This window comes from Thalassobaculum salexigens DSM 19539 (assembly GCF_000423805.1).
Lineage (GTDB): Bacteria > Pseudomonadota > Alphaproteobacteria > Thalassobaculales > Thalassobaculaceae > Thalassobaculum > Thalassobaculum litoreum.
The window spans coordinates 84,102-100,705 of sequence record NZ_KE384093.1 but is presented as its reverse complement, the minus strand read 5'-3'; the positions used below and the strand labels follow the sequence as shown (position 1 = coordinate 100,705).

General features: G+C 67.8%; 12 protein-coding genes. 10 read left to right on the top strand and 2 right to left on the bottom strand.

Features of this window, described 5'->3' with window-relative positions; translation table 11 throughout:
• Positions 1-211: 211 nt before the first annotated feature.
• On the top strand, positions 212-2,740 hold the full coding sequence (locus tag G578_RS0104710; protein WP_028793257.1) for a PAS domain S-box protein: 2,529 nt from the start codon (positions 212-214) through the stop codon (positions 2,738-2,740).
• 26 nt (positions 2,741-2,766) lie between these two features.
• Here the strand turns inward: G578_RS0104710 and G578_RS0104705 are convergent, their stop codons facing one another.
• The gene (locus G578_RS0104705) at positions 2,767-3,216 is read right to left on the bottom strand and encodes an Lrp/AsnC family transcriptional regulator (RefSeq protein ID WP_028793256.1); all 450 of its coding nucleotides are present in this window, start codon (positions 3,214-3,216) and stop codon (positions 2,767-2,769) included.
• 264 nt (positions 3,217-3,480) lie between these two features.
• Between G578_RS0104705 and cysG the strand changes: the two genes are divergently transcribed.
• The 7 genes from cysG (at position 3,481) to G578_RS0104670 (ending at position 12,444) form a co-directional block, all read left to right on the top strand.
• Complete coding sequence (gene cysG / locus G578_RS24735) at positions 3,481-4,902, top strand: siroheme synthase CysG (RefSeq protein ID WP_084618691.1); 1,422 nt, start codon at positions 3,481-3,483, stop codon at positions 4,900-4,902.
• Between the two features lie 14 nt (positions 4,903-4,916).
• Entirely contained in the window at positions 4,917-5,231 is a 315-nt protein-coding gene (locus G578_RS30140; RefSeq protein ID WP_028793255.1) for a DUF2849 domain-containing protein, read from the top strand.
• 3 nt (positions 5,232-5,234) lie between these two features.
• On the top strand, positions 5,235-6,893 hold the full coding sequence (locus G578_RS0104690) for a nitrite/sulfite reductase (protein ID WP_028793254.1): 1,659 nt from the start codon (positions 5,235-5,237) through the stop codon (positions 6,891-6,893).
• Positions 6,874-7,440, top strand: a complete 567-nt coding sequence (locus tag G578_RS24730; protein WP_051243964.1) for a DUF934 domain-containing protein — start codon at positions 6,874-6,876, stop codon at positions 7,438-7,440. The genes G578_RS0104690 and G578_RS24730 overlap by 20 nt, the downstream gene beginning before the upstream one ends.
• Positions 7,441-7,626: 186 nt before the next feature.
• The gene (locus G578_RS0104680) at positions 7,627-8,634 is read left to right on the top strand and encodes a TAXI family TRAP transporter solute-binding subunit (protein ID WP_084618690.1); all 1,008 of its coding nucleotides are present in this window, start codon (positions 7,627-7,629) and stop codon (positions 8,632-8,634) included.
• Between the two features lie 22 nt (positions 8,635-8,656).
• Complete coding sequence (locus G578_RS0104675; RefSeq protein WP_028793252.1) at positions 8,657-10,618, top strand: TRAP transporter permease; 1,962 nt, start codon at positions 8,657-8,659, stop codon at positions 10,616-10,618.
• 26 nt (positions 10,619-10,644) lie between these two features.
• Entirely contained in the window at positions 10,645-12,444 is a 1,800-nt protein-coding gene (locus G578_RS0104670) for a gamma-glutamyltransferase family protein (protein ID WP_028793251.1), read from the top strand.
• A gap of 9 nt (positions 12,445-12,453) precedes the next feature.
• Here the strand turns inward: G578_RS0104670 and amt are convergent, their stop codons facing one another.
• The gene (gene amt, locus G578_RS24725; protein ID WP_051243961.1) at positions 12,454-14,505 is read right to left on the bottom strand and encodes an ammonium transporter; all 2,052 of its coding nucleotides are present in this window, start codon (positions 14,503-14,505) and stop codon (positions 12,454-12,456) included.
• A 314-nt stretch (positions 14,506-14,819) separates the two neighbouring features.
• Here amt and G578_RS0104660 point away from each other — a divergent pair, with 314 nt between their 5' ends.
• Positions 14,820-15,254: an RICIN domain-containing protein gene (locus G578_RS0104660; RefSeq protein ID WP_028793250.1), complete on the top strand. Its 435-nt coding sequence runs from the start codon at positions 14,820-14,822 to the stop codon at positions 15,252-15,254.
• 257 nt (positions 15,255-15,511) lie between these two features.
• Positions 15,512-16,603, top strand: coding sequence for an efflux RND transporter periplasmic adaptor subunit (locus G578_RS0104655; RefSeq protein ID WP_028793249.1), 1,092 nt, complete (start codon positions 15,512-15,514; stop codon positions 16,601-16,603).
• Position 16,604: the final 1 nt, after the last annotated feature.

The window sequence follows — 16,604 nt, the reverse complement described above, 5'->3', positions numbered from 1 at the left end:
CTTTTTTAACCAATTGAAAAGGAGTTGCTGAGTATCCTTGGTTCACGCGTCCCTCCGTTGTTCGGAGACGGGAGAGATCCATGGTCGCACGGTCCTCTGAGTTGATTGCCGGTTTCGGCACGCCATCGGCCTGCAAACGCGGCCAGTCTTTTCGCGCCCACCACCTCACCGACGGGTTGAAGCCTGCGGGCACCGGCCCACGGTGGACTCTATGATCGTCGCCCATTCAATTCTGCAGAATTTCGGGCTGCTCTGCCTCGGCGCCCTCATGATGCTGCTGCTGACCCGTCATGTGGATATCCTGGTTACGGGACAGCTGCGCAACCTCGTGTTCGGACTCATCCTCGGGGTGATCTCGGTCGTCGTCGTCGCCTCGCCGATCTTCGGACCGCACGGCTCCACCTTCGACACCCGCGCAGCCCCTCTCGCCCTGGCCGGGTATTTCGCCGGGCCCGTGGGCGGGGTGGTGGCAGCGAGCCTGGCTGCGATCGCTCGATACGAGGTCGGCGGCCCGTATATGATCAGCGGCATCCTCAGCGTCTTCATCTATGCCGCGGCCGGGGCCGTCTTCGCCGCGATCAGCCGGCGCAGGAACCGACGCCGTCAGGGTTTCCTGGGGTTCGTCGTCCTCGCGGTGGTTTCGACCCTGGCCTCACTGCCGGCCTTCTTCGTCAACCAGCCGTTCCAAGACGGCCTCGCGATCCTGTCGGATTTCTGGCCGATCATTCTCGTGAGCAACGTCGGCGGAATCCCGCTGCTCGGCCTGACCATAGAGTTCCTGCTTGAGATCTCCGACGAGCGCGACCGCTACCAGATCGGCCTGCAGACCTCCGCACTTGCCCGCCAGTCGGCGCGGATCGGCGTGTGGACCCACGATCTGTCCAGCGGGCAGGTCACCTGGGACAGTGTGCAGCACGAGGTGATGGGGCTGCCGCCGGGCAGCTTCGAGGGCACCCACGAAGCCTTCATCAGCCGGATCGTTCCGGCCGACCGGCCCCGGGTCGAGGAGGAGCTGCGCGCGGCCGAGGCAGCGTCGGCCCCCTTCCAGCTCCAGTTTCAGATCATGACGCCCGACGGCGAACTCAGGCATATCCGCGGCCACGGCCATTTCGTCGGAACCGACGGATCGACCGCGCCGGCGCGGATGATCGGCGTGAACTTCGATGTCACCCGCGAGCACGAACTGCAGGCCCAGGTCGAACTGAACAGCGCCGCCCTCGATTCCGCCGTCTGCGGCGTCATCATCGCCGAAGCCAAGGACGACCATCCGATCGTCTATGTGAACAGCGCCTTCACCGCGATCACCGGGTACACGTCCCGCGAGACCCTGGGCCGGAACTGCCGCTTCCTCAACAAGGGGCTCGGAGACCAACCGGAACTCGAGGTGATCCGGCGGTCCCTCGCCCGGGGCATGCCCTGCACCGTCACCCTGTCGAACCGGCGCAAGAACGGATCGACCTTCTGGAACACCCTCAATCTGTCGCCGATCCGCGATCGCAACGGCACCATCACGCACTTCATCGGCGTCCAGGAGGATGTAACGGAACAGGTCACCGCCCGCCAGGTGATCGCCGAGGGCCGAGACCAGCTGGAGGCGATTCTCGCGGCCACGCCCGACGCCATCCTGACGGTCGATTCCCGTCAGCGGATCACCAGCTTCAACGACGCGGCGGTCCGTCTGTTCGGCTGGCGACGAGACGAAATAATCGGCCGTTCGATCCACGAACTCGTGCCGGTCGGCGCGCGCAAGACCCATGTGGATCTGGTCCGCAACTACATCGCCGATCCGCACTCCGTACCCGGCCCCATGTCGGCGCTGCGGATCGTGCAGGCGCGCCGCAAGAACGGCAGCAGCTTTCCGGCCCTGATCTCGCTCGCACGCTACCAGGTCGGCGGGGAGCCGATGGTCACCGCGACCGCCCACGACATGTCGGAGATCGTCCAGGCGAACGAGGAACTCCAGCGCCTGTCGGACCGGCTGCGCGATCAGCTCGAGGAAGCCTACCGGGCGAACGAGGCCAAGGACCATTTCCTCGCCCATATGAGCCACGAGCTGCGCACGCCGCTGAACGCCATCATCGGCTTCTCGGAACTGATCACCTCGCTGGGCATGGAAAAGCTCGGTCCTGCTCGTGCCGACGAGTATGTCGGCGATATCAAGCGCAGCGGCGAGCATCTGCTGAGCCTGATCAACGAGATCCTGGATCTGTCCCGCCTCAAGGCCGGCCAGGTGGAGGCGACGATTGCCCCCGTCGAGGCCCAGGCGCTTCTGGAGGAGGCGCTGACCACCATCGCTCCGACGCTGGTGAAGAAGAGCATCGGCGCCATGACCGACGTGCGGGAGACCGGCCCGATCCTGTGCGATCGCCGGCTCACGTTGCAGTGCCTGCTGAACCTGCTGTCCAACGCGGCAAAGTTCTCGCCGGAAGGCAGCCGGGTCACGGCCCGGGTCTTCCACCAGGACAACGGCACGTGCATCGCCATCGAGGATCAGGGATCCGGCGTCCCGGACGACATTCTGGAGCGCGTGGGCGAACCGTTCCTGCGGCACGACGATCCGCTGACCTCCAACGGCGAAGGCTCGGGCCTCGGCCTGGCCATCACCAAGAGCCTGGTCGAAACACAGAACGGCCGGCTGCGGATCGCCAACGGCGCCAATGGTGGCACGGTGGCCACGATCTGGCTGCCGTCGCGCGACCGGGTGCGGAACGGCGAGAACAATTCCCTGGAGGTCTGCTGAGGCGTCGCGTCGGCTCCGCTGCCCGGTCAGACCGGCAGGGCGGTGGTCTGCTTGATCGTCTCCATCGAGAACCGCGACGTCACCTCGGTCAGCGGCGTGGTGTCGACCAGCCGCTTGTAGAAGGCGTCGAACGCCTTCATGTCGGCGACCACCACCTTCAGCATGTAGTCGATCTCGCCGGCCATGCGGTGGAACTCCTGCACCTCGGGCATGGCGCTGACGAACTCGGCGAAGTTGCGCAGCCATTCCCCGGAATGCTCGCCCGTGCTGATCGACATGAAGACCGTCAGCCCGTAGCCGAGCGCCTCCGGCTCCAGCACCGCGACCTGCTCGCGGATCACCCCCGACTCCTGAAGACGGTTGATCCGCTTCCAGCAGGGCGAGGCGGACAGCCCTACCTGACGGGCGACTTCCGAAACCGGCGCGCTGCAGTCGGCCTGAAGGATCCGAAGGATCCGGCGGTCTGTATCATCCATTCCGGTCTCCACCGTGTTTGGGAACGGTTTTTCTCATATCAGAACTCATTGAGACCGTCCCGTTCTATTTGAAGTCCTTCGTCTATCCAATCGGGAACGATCTTTTTATCTTCGCGCTGAAGGGGCCGATCCGGCACCAGCCCAGGGGCATTCGTCGTTCCGGGCCGCGGCGATTTGAAGGGCAGCTTGCGACCGCGTCACCAACCGCTAAAGCGCCACGGGTGATCGCCCGTGGGCCCAGGCTGGACCGAATGGAGATCGTCCGTGAGATATTTCCCCCTGTTTGCCGATCTTGAAGGCCGGCGCTGCGTCGTGATCGGCGGCGGCGTGGAGGCGACGCGCAAGATCCGCCTGCTGCGCAAGACCGGCGCCCGGCTTCTGGTCGTCGCCCCCCGCGCCGAGACCGAGATCGTCGAGGCCGCCGCGTCCGGCGCCCTGACTCTGGTCAACCGCCCCTTCGACCCGGAAGATCTGGACGGCGCCGCCCTGCTGGTGGTGTCGGATGACGGTAGCCAGGAGATCGACCCGATCCTCTCGGCCGCCCGCGCCACCGGCATTCCGATCAACGTCATCGACAATCCGTCCCGGTCCACCGTGATCGTCCCCGGCATCGTCGACCGCGACCCCATCCTGGTGGCCATCGGCAGCGCCGGGGCCGCGCCCGTCCTGGTGCGCCGGCTGCGCGAGAAGATCGAGGCCCTGCTGCCGTCGCGGCTCGGCGCCCTGGCGCGTTTCGCCGGACGATTCCGCGGCGCTGTCTCCGCCTCGATCACCGAAGGCGAGGGCCGCCGCCTGTTCTGGGAGAGCGTCTTCGACGGCCCGATCGCCGGGCGGGTCCTGGCCGGCGACGAGACCGGCGCCAGCGAGGCGATGCTGCGCGCGATCAACGACGACCGCCGTGCCGAGCGGGTCGGTTCCGTCGCCCTGATCGGTGCCGGGCCGGGCGATCCGGACCTGCTGACGGTCAAGGCGCTGCGCATGATGCAGGACGCCGACGTGGTGGTGCATGACGCGCTGCTGGGCGAGGGCATCCTCGACTGCGTGCGCCGCGACGCCGACCGCATCGATGTCGGCAAGCGCAAGGGCAAGCACAGCGTCAAACAGGACGAGATCAACGAGATTCTTCTGACCCACGCCCGCGCCGGCAAGCGGGTAGTCCGGCTCAAAGGCGGCGATCCGTTCGTCTTCGGGCGCGGCGGCGAGGAGCTCGCCCATCTGCGGCGCCACGGCATCGCCGTGGAGATCGTGCCCGGCGTCACCGCCGCCCTGGGGGCCGCGGCGAGCTGCGCGATCCCGCTGACCGACCGACGCCACGCCTCGTCAGTGACCTTCATCACCGGCCACGGCAAGGACGGCGCCCTGGACATCGAGCCCGCACTGCTGGCCGAGGGGCGCAACACGATCGTGGTCTATATGGGCGTGTCGGTCGCCGGCGGCATCGCCGCACGGGCCATCGCCGCCGGCCGCGCCGCGTCGACCCCGGTCGCCGTCATCGAGCGCGCCACCCAGCCCGATCAGCGCGTGCTGCGCGGCACGCTGGCCGGCCTCGGCGCCCTGGTCGAGGAGCAGGCGGTGCGCGGCCCGGCCCTGCTGGTGATCGGCGAGGTGACCGCCGCCGCCAATGCCCTTCCCTTCCCGCTTCCCCGCACGGCGCCGGCCCCGGTGCCCGAGCGGCTCGCCGTCTGAGATCGGAGCCACCGATGGCCACTGCCAGCCCCCCGAAAGTGATGACCGCCAACCGCCTGAGCGACGGGGCGGTGGTCTACCTGACCCTCGCCCATACCTGGTCCGACCGCTTCGCCGACGCCCATGCCAGCGCCGAGCCGGCGGAACTCGCCGGGTTCGAGGCGACGGCCCTGGAGGCCGTGCGCTCTCGGGTCGTGGTCGGCACCTACCTGTTCCCGGTGTCGGTCGAGGCGGACGGCAGCCTCGTGCCGCTGGGTCAGCGCGAACGCATCCGCTCCGCCGGGCCGACCGTCGGCACCGATCTTCCCGCTTCCGTCAAGGTGGCCTGAGCCATGTACCAGTACAACAATTTCGACCACGCCTTCGTGCGGGCCCGCTCGGCCGAGTTCCGCGAGCAGGTCGCCCGGCGCCTCGCCGGCGAGCTGACCGAGGACGAGTTCAAGCCGCTGCGGCTGATGAACGGGCTGTACCTGCAGCTCCACGCCTACATGCTGCGGGTCGCCATCCCCTACGGCACCCTGTCGTCACGGCAGATGCGCAAGCTGGCGGAGATCGCCCGGCGCTGGGACCGAGGCTACGGCCATTTCACCACCCGCCAGAACATCCAGTACAACTGGCCCAAGCTGGAGGACGTGCCCGACATCCTCGACTCGCTGGCCGAGGTCGAGATGCACGCGATCCAGACCTCCGGCAACTGCATCCGCAACGTCACCGCCGACCAGTTCGCCGGGGCGGCCGCCGACGAGATCGAGGATTCCCGCATCTGGGCCGAGATCATGCGGCAGTGGTCGACCCTGCACCCGGAATTCTCGTTCCTGCCGCGCAAGTTCAAGATCGCCATCACCGGGGCGGAGACCGACCGGGCGGCGGTGAAGTTCCACGACATCGGCCTGCGCATGCGGCGCAACGCCGAGGGCGCGGTCGGCTTCGAGGTGATCGTCGGCGGCGGCCAGGGCCGCACCCCGATCGTCGGCGAGACGATCCGGGAGTTCCTGCCCAAGGAGCACCTGCTGTCCTATCTGGAAGCCATCCTGCGGACCTATAACCTGCTGGGCCGGCGCGATAATCTCTACAAGGCGCGGATCAAGATCCTGCTGGCGCAGACTGGAGTCGAGGAGTTCACCCGGCTGGTCGAGGAGGAGTGGGAGCGCATCCGCGACGGCGCGCTGACCCTGACCGATGCCGAAATCCGACGGATCGAGCGGCACTTCGCGCCGCCGGCCCTGAAGCCGGCCAAGCCGGATGCCGGCTTCGCCGCCGCCAAGCTGGAGCACCGCGATTTCGCCCGCTGGTGCCGCACCAACCTGTTCCCGCACAAGGTGCCGGGCCACGTGCTGGTGACGGTGTCGCTGAAGCCGGCCGGCGGCATCCCGGGCGACGCCACGGCGGAGCAGATGGACGCCATCGCCGACCTGGCCGAGCGCTATTCGCTCGGAGACATCCGGGTCGCCCATGAGCAGAACCTGGTCCTGCCCCATGTCCGCGAGGCCGACCTGTTCGAGCTGTGGACCCTGTTGAAGGGCGACGGCCTGGCCGAAGGCAATATCGGGCTGATCACCGACATCATCGCCTGCCCCGGCCTGGACTACTGCAACCTGGCCAACGCAAGGGCGATCCCGGTGGCCCAGGCGCTGAGCCGGCGCTTCGCCGACAGCGAGCTGGCCAACGAGATCGGCCCGCTGACCCTGAACATCTCGGGCTGCATCAACGCCTGCGGCCATCACCATGTCGGCAATATCGGCATCCTCGGCGTCGATAAGAAGGGCGAGGAGTTCTACCAGATCACCCTCGGCGGCTCCGCCGGCGACGACGCGGCGGTCGGCTCCATCGTCGGCCCGGCCGTCCCGTTCGAGCGGGTGACCGAAACCGTCGAGCGCATCATCGAAACCTACCGGAGCGTCCGCGAGACGGGCGAGCCCTTCGTCGCCACCGTGCGGCGCACCGGTCTGACCCCGTTCAAGGAGGCTCTCTATGCCGATCGTCAAGCATGACTGCGTGATCGAGGACGTCTGGCGCCCGCTGAACGGCCGCGACCTGACGGAGATCTGCCCGAACGAAAGCGTGCTGCTCAGCCTCGAGGAATGGCGGTCGATCGGCCGCGCGGCCGCCGCCCGGTTCGAGCGGGTCGGCATCACGCTTGCACCGGACGAGGCGGTGGAGGACATCGTCGACGCCCTGCCGGGGCTGGATCTGGTCGCCCTGAGCTTCCCGAAGTTCAACGACGGGCGCGCCTTCTCCCAGGCCCGTCTGCTGCGCGAGCGGCTCGGCTTCATCGGCGAGATCCGGGCGACCGGCCACGTCATCCGCGACCTGTTCCTGTTCATGCAGCGCAGCGGCTTCGATGCCGTCGCCGTGGAGGACACCCGGGCGCTGACCCCCTGGCTCGCCGCCCGCCGACGTTTCACCGGCTTTTACCAGCCGGCGCTGGACCACGGGGACGAGCCGGACGAAGCACCGGCTCCCGCCACCGCCGGGTCCGGCACGGTGGGGCAGGTCGCGTGCGGCACGGAGAGCGTCGCCGCCCTCTGGGCCTACTGACGTCGCAGCGCGTCTCCAGGGAAAACGAACGGAGAAGAATAATCCCCTTCTCCGTTCAACCATTCATTCCTGTTTAGCTGGAAACCGACTTTCCCCGGGTTGCCGCATGCTGCGGTGCCCACTAACCTCCCTCGTCTGTCGCTGCCCGGCGGCAAACCAATCACTTCAGTGACCAGGGGGTTATTCATGTCCATTCTGACCAGAAGAACGCTTCTTCAGGGGATTGGCGGCGCGGCCGGTGCTGCGGCGATGACGCCGCTTCTCGGCGGCGGTGCGCAGGCGGCCGGCAAGATCTACCAGTGGGGCTCCTCGAGCCTGGGGTCGACCGGCTATCAGATCATCACCGTGCTCTCGGCCGCGGCCTCGAAATTCTCCGACGACCGCCACGCGTCCCTGTCGACGGCGGGCGGCGCCGAGAACATGGCGCTGATCGGCGAAGGCATCCTCGATTTCGGCCAGTCCACCACCACCGACTGGTACCCGGCGATCAACGGCCTCGGCCGCTACGAGGGCAATCCGGTCGACGCCGTGCAGATGTTCTCCTACACCGTGTGGCAGTGCACCCCGATGGTGCGCGCCGATTCCGGCATCGAGACGCTGGAGGATCTGGCGGGCAAGCGGGTCATGCCGGCGGCGGCCGGCGGTGCCACGACCGGCCTTTGGAACACCCTGTTCGAGGCCGCCGGCATCAAGGACAAGGTCGAGTGGACCTACGGCTCCTGGAGCGAGAGCTACGATGCCCTGGCCTCCGGCGCGGTGGACTGCATCCCGTCGCTGCTGACCGCCGGCAATCCGGCGGGCGTCATGCAGCGCCTGGAGACCACCCACGAGCTCAAGATCCTGCCGATCAGCCAGGAACTGATCGACAAGGCGGCGGAGATGAACCCGGGCGTGAAGAGCGCCATGGTCTCGCCGGACACCTGGGCCAGCCTGAAGGAGCCGACCCGCATGGTGTCCTTCGGCGGCGTGCTGGCCGCCAGCCCGAACATCTCCGAGGAGGTCGGCTACAACGTGACCAAGGCGGTCTACGAGAACGCCGAGTTCGTGCGCCAGCGCGGCGGTGTGAAGCTCAAGGACATCAATCCCGAGTTCGCCATGGAGTTCCTGATGCCCGCCTATCCGGTCAATGCCGGTGCCGCGAAGTATTTCAAGGAACAGGGCGTGTGGCGTGACGACCTGAAGATCCACGGCTGACACCTGCTCTGACGGGGACGCTTTGACACAAACGGACCAGACGCACCGGCGCCTCGAAGAGGTCGCCGGTGCCGCCGACACGCGGTCGCGCGCGGCCACGGGCCTCCTGCTCGTGGCCGCGCTCGTCATGCTCGGCATTCACTTCATGCAGATGGCGACCTTCACGCTGCCGTCGGGCCAGTTCCGGAACTTCCACCTCGGCTTCGCCATCATCATCGGCTTCCTGGCGCTGATCGAGCAGAGCGGTGCGGAGCAGAAGCTGCGCCGGGCGATGTTCTGGGGACTGACGGCCCTGACCGTCGTCCTGATGGCCTATATCCACGTCGAATACGAAGCGCTGACCCAGGTCCGCAGCTTCCTGCCGAACGCGCAGGACATGGCGGTCGCGGTGCTGCTGCTGGCGGCCGCGCTGATCCTGTCCGGCTTCCAGTGGGGCTGGACGATCCCGGCGCTGGCGCTGATCGGCATCGCCTACGGCCTGTGGGGCTACCTGATGCCCGGGGAGATCTTCTTCCACGGCGGCATCGCCCTGAAACGCCTGCTCGGCTACACTTCCATTCCGTATTTCCAGGGTCTGCTCGGCGGCCTGACCAGCCTGTCCGCCGGCACGATCTTCATGTTCATGCTGTTCGGCGGCGCGCTGAAGGCGACCGGTGCGGTCGATTTCATCGTCCAGCTCGGCTTCACCGTCGGGCGCAAGTCGCGGGCCGGGCCGGCCCTGGTCGCGGTGATCTCCAGCGGCCTGATGGGCACGGTCTCCGGCTCCACGGTCGCCAACGTCGCCTCCACCGGCGCGCTCACCATCCCGCTGATGAAGCGCTACGGCTTCAAGGGCGAGTTCGCCGGCGCGGTCGAAGCGGTCGCGTCGACCGGCGGCCAGCTCATGCCGCCGGTGATGGGCCTCGCCGCCTTCCTGATCGTCGGCATGACCGGCCTGCCCTACAACTCGATCATGATCGCCGCCATCGCGCCGGCGCTGATCTTCTACGCCTATCTGATGTTCTCGGTGCAGCTCCGCGCCATCAGCCTCGACCTCGACGCCCGCGAATCCGACGTGCTGGAGGGCGGCCCGACCCTGGCCGAGGCCGCCAAGCGCCAGTGGCACCTGGCGGTGTCGGTCTTCGTGCTGGTCTGGCTGCTGGTCGGCGGCATGCCGGCGGGAACGGCGGCGCTGATCTCGGTGCTGCTGCTGCTCGGCCTCGACTTTCTGATGACCGTCTTCCTCGGCCGCTTCAGCCTCGGTGCATTCCGCGAGGCGCTGGGGCGGGTGGTCAACGGGCTGGTCGAGGGTGCCCGCGCCGGTGCCGCCGTCGCCACCGTGATCGCGGTGATCGGCGTGCTGATCGAGCTGCTGACCGTGACCGGCTTCGCCCAGAAGCTGTCCTTCGCCATGCTCGACCTGTCGGACGGCTCGCTGTTCACCCTGTCGATCATCGTGGCAGTATCCTGCCTGGTCTTCGGCCTCGGCCTGCCGACCTCGGCGTCGTATTTCATCGTCGCCCTGTTCGGCGCGCCGGCGCTGGTGGAGACCGGGGTGCCGCTGCTGGCCGCCCACATGTTCGTGTTCTATTTCGCCAACCTTTCGGCGGTCACGCCACCGGTCGCGGTCGCAGCATTGGTCGGTGCCAACATCGCCAAGGCGAAGTTCTGGGGCACGGCCTTCAACGCCGTCCGCCTCGCCCTGCCCGGATTCCTGATGCCGTTCCTGTTCCTGTTCGAGCCCGAGATCCTCGGGATCGGCAGCGGCTTCGGCGCGCAGATCATGGCCGTCGCCCAGGCGCTCATCGCCACGGGTGCGCTGAACTGCGCCCTGGAGGGCCGGATCTTCCAGCGGATCTCGGTGGTCGAGCGGATCGTCCTCGCGGTCGCCGCGATCGGCCTGCTTTACTGGAACGTCCAGATCGAGCTCGTGTCGCTGGCCGTGGTGATCCTCCTCGCCGCCTGGAGCTGGTGGCGCAGCCGTGCTGCGCGAGCCGCCGCATAACCTGAACCGACCCTTCGGAGCCCCCCATGGCCAAGCTCGCCTTCACCACCCGCCCGGAACTCCAGGGCAAGTTCGGCATGGTGACCACCACCCACTGGCTTGCCTCGGCGGCCGGGATGGCGGTGCTGGAGAAGGGCGGCAACGCCTTCGACGCGGCGATCGCCGCCGGCTTCGCCCTGCAGGTGGCCGAGCCGCACCTGAACGGTCCGGGCGGCGAGCTGCCGGCGGTGTTCTTCGCCAACAAGGACGGAAAGCCGCGCGTGCTCTGCGCCCAGGGCTCCGCTCCCGCCGGCGCAACCATCGACGCCTTCCAGAAGCTCGGTCTCGACCTGATCCCGGGTTCGGGTCTGCTGCCGGCGGTGGTTCCGGGCGCCTTCGACGGCTGGCTGAAGCTGCTGGCCGACTACGGCACCCTGTCGCTCCGCGACGTTCTTTCCTACGCCATCGACTACGCCGAGCAGGGCGTGCCGGTGCTGCCGAAGATCGCCGAGTTCGCCAGCCGGGTCGCCCCGCTGTTCCGCGAGCACTGGCCGAGTTCGGCCGAGGTGTACCTGAAGGGCGGCAATCCGCCGGCCGTCGGCGAGTGGATGACCAACCGCACCCTGGCCGCCACCTACCGCCGCATCCTGGACGAGGCCGAGGCATCGTCGGGCGACCGGCTGCGGCAGATCGAGACGGCGCGCGACATCTGGTACAAGGGCTGGGTCGCCGACGCGATCGACCGGTTCTACCGCAACGAGACCCTGCTCGACTCCTCTGGCCGCGCCCATAGCGGGCTGATGACCGGCGACGACCTCGCCGCCTGGAGTGCCCGCTACGAGGATCCGGTCACCCTCGATTACGGCCGCTACACCGTGTGCAAATGCGGGTTCTGGAGCCAGGGCCCGGTCCTGCTGCAGCAGCTCGCCCTGCTGCGCGGCATGGGCCTGTCCGACATGGACGCCGCCGGCCCGGAATTCGTCCATACCGTGGTGGAAGCCGCCAAGCTCGCCTTCGCCGACCGCGAGGCCTGGTACGGCGACCCCGACTTCACCGACGTGCCGGCCGATGTGCTGCTGTCCGACGCCTATGCCAGGGAGCGGCGCGCGCTCATGGGCGACACCGCGTCGCTCGACCTGCGGCCGGGCAGCCCGTTGGGCCGCAACCCGAACATCGCCGCGGCGCTCGCCGCCGACGGCGATCCAGGCGAGATCGGCCATTACTGGAGCCTGGGCGAGCCGACCGTCACGCCGATGGGCGAGGCCCGCGGCGACACCGTGCATATCGACGTCATCGACCGCGACGGCAACATGATCTCCTGCACCCCGTCCGGCGGCTGGCTGCAAAGCGCGCCGGTGGTGCCGGAACTGGGCTTCTGCATGAGCGTGCGCGGCCAGATGTTCTGGCTCGACGGCGACGCCGCCACCTCGCTGGAGCCGGGCAAGCGCCCGCGCACCACCCTGTCTCCGTCGCTCGCCATGCGCGACGGCGAGCCCTACATGGTCTGGGGCACGCCGGGCGGCGACCAGCAAGACCAATGGTCGCTGCTGCTGTTCCTGCACCATGTCGAGCACGGCATGAACCTGCAGGAGGCGATCGACACCCCCGCCTTCCATTCCGAGCACTTCCCCGGCTCGTTCTGGCCGCGCGCCCGACATCCCGGAAAGCTCGCCGTTGAAGGTCGGTTCGACGCCCGCACCATCGACACCCTGAAGGCCCAGGGCCATAAGGTTCAGGTCGGCGGCGACTGGAGCGAGGGGCGGCTGACCGCGGCGGCGAAGGATGGCGACGTGCTCAAGGCCGCCGCCAACGCCCGCGGCATGCAGGGCTACGCCGCCGGCCGGTAAGGCTCCCGGTCAGGGCATTGTCCCCGTCCAGGGATTGGGGATGGAGACCTTCACCTCGGTGCCCTCGCCGAGCTTGCTGTCGATCGACAGCGTCCCGCCGTGGAGTTCGACCAGCATCTTCACGATGGACAGCCCCAGACCGACCCCGCCCTCCGCCAGATAGGGGTTGGTGGCCGAGGTGGCGAAGGCGTCGGTCAGGCGCGGCAGCCAGTCTGGCGCGATGCCCTCGCCGGTGTCGCGCACGTACAGAATGTGGAGATCGCCGACGATGCTGACCTCCACGGTGATCGAGCCGCCGCTGGGGGTGTGTCTGATGGCGTTGGACACCAGGTTCAGCACGATCTGACGCATGGCCCGGGGATCGGCCTCCAGCGGCGGGGCGTCGTTGTCGCCGATCACCACCAGCTTCAGGCTCTTCTCGCGCACCGACTGGCTGGCGACCCGGGCGCTTTCCCGGGCGATGGCCTTCAGATCGACCAGCGACTTGCTCAGGTTGTAGCCGCCCGACTCGATGGTGGAGATGTTCAGGATCTCGTTCACCAGATCCAGCAGGTGGGTGCTGCTGCGGTAGATCTCGCCGGCGTAGTCGTCGTATTTCGCCGACCCCAGATCGCCGAAGTATTTCTTCGTCATCATCTCGGAGAATCCGATGATGGCGTTCAGCGGCGTGCGCAGCTCGTGGCTCATGGAGGCGAGGAAGCGGGATTTGGTGGCGTTCGCCTGCTCCGCCTCCGCCTTGGCGGCGGAGAGCCGCTCCAGCACCAGGTTGTACTGCCGGGCGATGTCGCCGACCTCGGAATCCGCCTCCACCTCGATGGGCCGGGTGAAGTCGCCGGTACGCCGATGGCGATCCATCCGGCGAAGCAGGTCGAGCTGGTCGGTGGATTCGCCATGTTCGGAGACGTTGAGGCCGATGCGCTCCCACGCCTCCGGCACCCGCAGATGCACCACCCTGTCGGCCAGCCGCAGCAGGACGTAGCCCAGCCCGAAGGCCCAGACGGTCGCGGCGGTCACGCCGACACACTGGACGCCGAACTGCTCCAGCCGGCCGAGCCCGGTGCCGATCAGCTCCAGGTCGCCGAAGATCGCCACGCACAGGGTGCCCCAGACGCCGGAGACGCCGTGCACCGGGAAGGCGTTGACCGCGTCGTCGATCCCCATCTTCCGGATCGCCTCGCAGGCGAACAGGCACAGGATGCCGCCGATGAAGCTCAGCAGGGCGGCACTGGCCAGACCGACGCAATGGGCCGTCGGCGTGATCGCCACCAGGCCGGCGAGGCAGCCGTTGATCAGGTCCGCCACCTCGACCCGGCCGCCGCGCCAGTAGCCGACGACGATCGCGCCGAGCCCGCCCATGGAGCCGGCCACCATGGTGTTCAGGATGATCAGCGGCACCCGTTCGTCGGCGGTCAGCAGGCTGCCGCCGTTGAAGCCGATCCATCCGAACCAGATCAGGAACATGCCCAGCGTCGCCATCGGCAGGCTGTGGCTGCGGAACGCGACCCGGTTCGGCCCCATGCGACCGATCCGGGGGCCGATGATGATGACGGCCGCGAGGCTGACCCAGCCGGCCACGGAATGGACCACGGTGCCGCCGGCGAAATCGACGAAGCCGATCTCGGCGAGCCACCCCTGCCCCTCGGCGATCACCCCGGCCCAGGCCCAATGGCCGAAGATCGGGTAGATGATCAGCGACACCAGGGCGGAGACCAGGAGATAGGCCTTGAACGGCATGCGCTCGGCGACCGCGCCGGAGATGATGGTCGCCGCCGTCCCGCAGAACATGAGCTGGAACATGAAGAACGCCACGAGCTCGGCGCTGTGGGCGTTGAAGAACAGCAGGCTGCCGCCGAACAGGCCGTAATAGCTGTCGCCGAACATCAGACCGAAGCCGATCACGAGGTAGAAGAACGTGCAGATGATGAAGTCGGCCACGTTCTTGGTGGCGACGTTGATGCTGTTCTTGGACCGGGCGAGACCGCTCTCCAGGCAGGCGAAGCCGGGCTGCATGACGAAGACCAGCCCCGCGCAGAACACCAGCCAGATGACGTCTACGCTCATCCCCATCCCCGCCAAAGCCGCGCCAGACAGCTGCGTTGAACCGCTAAGGACCGGGACCTGCATCGCGATTCCGATCTGTCGCACCGCAACATTTCCAATGACCTTATTGTTATTCCGGGTTCATCGAAATCGTTTTTGAGGTCCGGGCGACCGGCGGACCGGCCGTGGACGGCGCAGCCTGCACATTTCGGCTTTTTTTCGGATGCCCATCAGGACGCCCGGCGCGGGCTCGAGCAGAGTGACCGGGTCAGGCACGGGCCCGACGCGAGGGACATCGAGGAAGAGGGCGCGACATGTCTTTATCGGATTTCTCCATGACCACGGGCCTGTCCGCCGCCCTGCCGGTCATGCTCCACAATGTCTTCACCGCCAATCTCGTCGCGCGCACCGCAGAATGGCCACACAACTACGGACTCTGTGCCTATTCGGGAACCGTCATCGGCGGACCGACCCGCTGGTTCTTCCTGCAGTATCAGGAGAATTACTTCAAGATCACGAACCAGAAGGCCAACACCTGCGTCATCGCCAATTCCGGAGGCGAGGTCCGCGCCCATGACGGCGGCGACTATCCGGACCAGTACTGGAGCCTCGAGCCGGTCGCCGGCGCCTCGAACGTCGTCCGGATCCTGAACCGGATGTACGGCGTGTATCTCTACGACCCCAACCCACCCGGCACGACGGGCACGCTGTCCTGCGGGCCGGTGAAGACAGCCAACGAGACGAGGTGGAACTGGAAACTCCTCGGCTAGACGACTGGCGGCGCCCGATCCCTAGGCGCCTGCCCGTCGACCGGGGGAGGGGGCATATCCCCACGCCGTCCCCTCCCCCGCGTTGACCATGGATGTCTCCCGACGACAGATCGCGTGCAGTCCGGCGCTCCATGCAGGGCCGCGCTCGGAACACCCGCTGATGAAGAAAAGAAGACCGCCGGTTTGTCGGCTTGCGGGTCTTTGAGATTCGGCTGTACCTTTTTTCGTAGGTTCTCCTAGGAAATTGGGTTGCCGCCATGGGCAGACGATCGTTCTGGATCGCGATGAGCGTTGCCGTGGTTGTGGCAGGTGCCGGTACGTACTGGCTCGTCGAAACCGGTCGGATCGACTTCGAGCCCGCCCCCGCCGCCAGGGCGCAGACCGCGACTCCCGAGCGGGCAACGACCGTGGAGGCCGCACCGGTCATCATCGATACGGTCGTCGATTCCATCCATGCGGTTGGTACCCTGCGCGCCAACGAGGCGGTCGTCGTCTCGCCGGAGATCGCCGGCCGGATAGACAGCTTCGCCTTCAGCGAAGGTGACCGGGTCAGCCAGGGCGACGTCCTGGTCGAGCTGGATTCCGAAATCCTGCGCGCCGAGATGGCCAAGGCCGAGTCCGACCTGACCCTGGCCGAGGCCAATCGGGAGCGGGCGATGACCCTTGCCAAGCAGGGGACCGGCACCCTGCGCGCCCGCGACGAGGCGGTGGCCGCCTTCAGGGTCGCCCAGGCGGACCGCGAACTGGCCCGCGCCCGCCTCGGCAAGGCGACGATCGCGGCCCCCTTCTCCGGAATCCTCGGCTTCCGCACCGTCAGTGTCGGCGCCTATGTGACGCCGGGGGACACGCTGGTGGGACTGGCCGATATCGACCCGATCAAGGTCGACTTCCGGGTGCCGGAACTGGTGCTGTCCGAGATCCGCCGCGGTCAGTCGATCCGCGTGCTGGTCGACGCGGTCCCCGGTGCCGCCTTCGACGGCACCGTCTATGCCATCGACCCGGTGGTGGACGAGAACGGCCGCGCGATCCGCATGCGCGCCGAAGTCCCCAACCCGGACGGCATCCTGTTTCCCGGCCTGTTCGCCCGGGTCCAGATCCTGGCCGCCCGGCGCGAGAACGCCGTGCTGGTCCCGGAATCCTCGGTCTTCGCGCGCGGCGGCGGCCAGTATGTCTTCCGCGTGGTCGACGGCAAGGCCGCCCTGACCCAGGTGAAGCTCGGCCAGCGCCGGCCGGGCGAGGTCGAGATCGTCGAGGGGCTCTCCGCCGGCGACGTCGTGATCACCGCCGGCCACGAGAAGGTCCGCGACAAGGGTGCCGTCGACGTCCTGACCACCGGGGGCACGAGCTGAC

What these genes read in the sequence shown, in the direction of transcription:
- amt (WP_051243961.1), bottom strand. Translation starts at nt 14,505, where the DNA reads ATGAGCGTAGACGTCATCTGGCTGGTGTTCTGCGCGGGGCTGGTCTTC.
- G578_RS0104655 (WP_028793249.1), top strand. Translation starts at nt 15,512, where the DNA reads ATGGGCAGACGATCGTTCTGGATCGCGATGAGCGTTGCCGTGGTTGTG.
- G578_RS30140 (WP_028793255.1), top strand. Translation starts at nt 4,917, where the DNA reads ATGGCCACTGCCAGCCCCCCGAAAGTGATGACCGCCAACCGCCTGAGC.
- G578_RS0104710 (WP_028793257.1), top strand. Translation starts at nt 212, where the DNA reads ATGATCGTCGCCCATTCAATTCTGCAGAATTTCGGGCTGCTCTGCCTC.
- G578_RS0104690 (WP_028793254.1), top strand. Translation starts at nt 5,235, where the DNA reads ATGTACCAGTACAACAATTTCGACCACGCCTTCGTGCGGGCCCGCTCG.
- G578_RS24730 (WP_051243964.1), top strand. Translation starts at nt 6,874, where the DNA reads ATGCCGATCGTCAAGCATGACTGCGTGATCGAGGACGTCTGGCGCCCG.
- G578_RS0104660 (WP_028793250.1), top strand. Translation starts at nt 14,820, where the DNA reads ATGACCACGGGCCTGTCCGCCGCCCTGCCGGTCATGCTCCACAATGTC.
- G578_RS0104680 (WP_084618690.1), top strand. Translation starts at nt 7,627, where the DNA reads ATGTCCATTCTGACCAGAAGAACGCTTCTTCAGGGGATTGGCGGCGCG.
- G578_RS0104705 (WP_028793256.1), bottom strand. Translation starts at nt 3,216, where the DNA reads ATGGATGATACAGACCGCCGGATCCTTCGGATCCTTCAGGCCGACTGC.
- G578_RS0104670 (WP_028793251.1), top strand. Translation starts at nt 10,645, where the DNA reads ATGGCCAAGCTCGCCTTCACCACCCGCCCGGAACTCCAGGGCAAGTTC.